Genomic DNA, 2,377 nt, shown 5'->3' with positions numbered 1-2,377 from the left:
GCCGAGCGACGACACCGTCTCGCGCCATGGCGCGTCCGGGAGCCCCTTGTGCAGCGCCGCCTGCGCCGTGACGGACGCCATGATCGCGAAACCCGCCGCCACCCCGGACCAGAAGAGAGAGGAGATCGGCCGCTGAAGCTCGTCCTCGCCCTGCTTGCTGACAGCGGCATGGACGATCCGAGCCTCGGGCGGGCTGCGCTCCTCGATCTCCTGCTCTTCGGCTTCGGTCAGCTGGAGAGATTCATCGGCCATGTCAGCGGCAACATCGGGCGGCCCCGCTCGGTTCCTAATCTTCCGGCCAGGTCTCCAGCACCTCGACGAAGCGGCTCAGCCAGCCATTGGTCTGGTGACCGTCAACGACGCGGTGGTCGATTGTGAGCGAAACGTAGGCCATCGGCCGGATCTGGATAGAATCGACGCCGTCGACCTCCCGCACCACCACGCGCTTCTCCAGCTTGCCGACGCCGAGGATTGCCGATTGCGGCTGGTTGATGATGATCGGCGAGGCGAACAAGGATCCCGAGACGCCATGGTTCGAGATGGTGAAAGTGCCGCCCTTCACGTCCTGCGCCGTCAGCTTCTCGGCGCGTGCCCTTTCGACGAGCTCGTCCAATCCGGCGGCAACGCCCTGAAGCGAAAGCCGCTGCGCCTGGTGGAGCACGGGCACGATCAGGCCCTTGTTTCCGAGCGCGGTGCCGACACCGATGTTGATGTCGTCGAAGATCTCCAGCCGGTCCTCGTGCCAGCGGCTGTTGATCGCCGGCGCGACCTTCATCGCTTCGATGCAGGCGGCGACGATATAAGCGGTGTAGGTGAGCTTCACGCCCTGCTTCGCCCATTTATCCTTGTGGGCCGCGCGGTGCCGCATGATCGCGCTGAAATCCGCCTCGAACATTGCGGTGACGTGTGGTGCCTCGGTCACCGAATTCAGCATGTTCTCGGCGATCTTGAGCCGCATGCGATCGTGCGGGATCGAGTGCGAGGCGATGCCGGTGTCGCTCGGTGAGGGTGCGGGCGCCTTCGCCCCAGCCTCCACAGCACGATCCACGTCAGCGCGCGTGATGCGCCCGTCGCGCCCCGTGCCCTCGATCTGCTTGGGATCCAGATTGTGCTGCAGAAGCGCTCGCTTCACGGCGGGCGAGAGGCGCAGTTCACTGTTACGCACCTCGCTCGTCCCGAGCGAAGTCGAGGGGCGTGGCTCCGGCGGCTGTGCAGGCGCCCCTCGACTTCGCTCGGGACGAGCGGACTCTGCAACTGCTTCAGCCACATCCGCCACCGCAGCAATCCGAGCCAGCACCGCCCCCGGCTTCGCCTCGTCGTCCGAGTGCAGCAATATCTCCCGAAGCACCCCCGCCACCGGCGCCGGCACTTCCACCGCAACCTTGTCGGTCTCCAGCTCCACCAGCGGATCGTTCACCTCCACCCGGTCGCCGACCTGCTTCAGCCACGCCCGCACCACCGCCTGCGTGCCTTCCTGCTCCAGGGGTACGATGACGTCGATCATGACAAGCCCTCTCCCTTGAGGGAGAGGGTTGGGTGAGGGTGTTCGGCGCTGGAGATTATTCTCAGAGTCACGACGCTCGCTGAACGCTCGCTCCCCCTCACCCTACCCTCTCCCCGCAGGGGAGAGGGAATCTCGGACCGCCCAAGGCTTAGCATCTAAAACCCCACCAGTTCGTCGATCTTGGCGCGAATGCGATCCACGCTCGGCACCGCCCAATTGAGCAGCACCGAATTGTGCGGGCTGGGGATGTCCGGCATCGTCACACGCGCCACCGGAGCGTCGAGATCGAGGAACGCCTCGTCAGCCACCACCGCGGCAATCTCGGCGCCGAAGCCGCCGGTCTTGAGATCCTCGTGGACGATCAGGCAGCGGCGCGTTCGGCGGACGCTTTCCAGGACCATCTCCTTGTCCCACGGCATCAGCGTTCGAAGGTCGATCACGTCGGCGGAGAAATCCTTCGCCGCCTCCTCGCAGCGCGGGACCATTGCGCCCCAGGTAACGATGGTGATGTCGTCGCCCTGCTTCGTCTTCTTCGCGCGGCCGAATGGAAGCACGTAATCGTCGCCCGGATAGGGCCGCCGCGCCCAGGCATCGTCGAGCATCGAGCGGTGCTCGAAGAAGATCACCGGATCGTTGCCGCGAAGCCCCGCCCGGAGCAGACCGACCGCATCCTCCGCGTTGGAGGGCACCGCCACCAGCCAGCCCGGATTGTGCACGAACTGCACTTCGTTGGTCTGGCTGTGCCAGGGATCGCCGACCTTGAAGAAGCCGCCGGGAATGCGCAGCACCATCGGCGCGGCGAAGCGGTTGTTCGTCCGCCAGCGCATGGTGCCGCAATCGTTGATCTGCTCGAGCGCCGGCTCGGCATATTTG

General features: G+C 65.6%; 2 protein-coding genes and 1 pseudogene. All 3 read right to left on the bottom strand.

All coding sequences use genetic code 11. From position 1 onward, the window contains the following. Positions 1-252: pseudogene (locus VF662_RS10900) on the bottom strand (formate/nitrite transporter family protein); the annotation flags it as partial. A gap of 34 nt (positions 253-286) precedes the next feature. Beyond that, positions 287-1,504: a dihydrolipoamide acetyltransferase family protein gene (locus VF662_RS10895; protein ID WP_464140991.1), complete on the bottom strand. Its 1,218-nt coding sequence runs from the start codon at positions 1,502-1,504 to the stop codon at positions 287-289. 155 nt (positions 1,505-1,659) lie between these two features. Next, positions 1,660-2,377, bottom strand: a 718-nt coding sequence (locus VF662_RS10890) for an alpha-ketoacid dehydrogenase subunit beta (protein ID WP_464140989.1), incomplete at its 5' end; no start/stop codon positions are given.

It is taken from the genome of Allosphingosinicella sp., assembly GCF_036387215.1.
Lineage (GTDB): Bacteria > Pseudomonadota > Alphaproteobacteria > Sphingomonadales > Sphingomonadaceae > Allosphingosinicella.
The sequence above is the reverse complement of the archived record's forward strand: the minus strand, read 5'-3'. Positions and strand labels throughout refer to the sequence as shown.

Excerpts from the sequence above, each read along its gene's own strand:
- VF662_RS10895 (WP_464140991.1), bottom strand. The coding sequence starts at position 1,504 with ATGATCGACGTCATCGTACCCCTGGAGCAGGAAGGCACGCAGGCGGTG.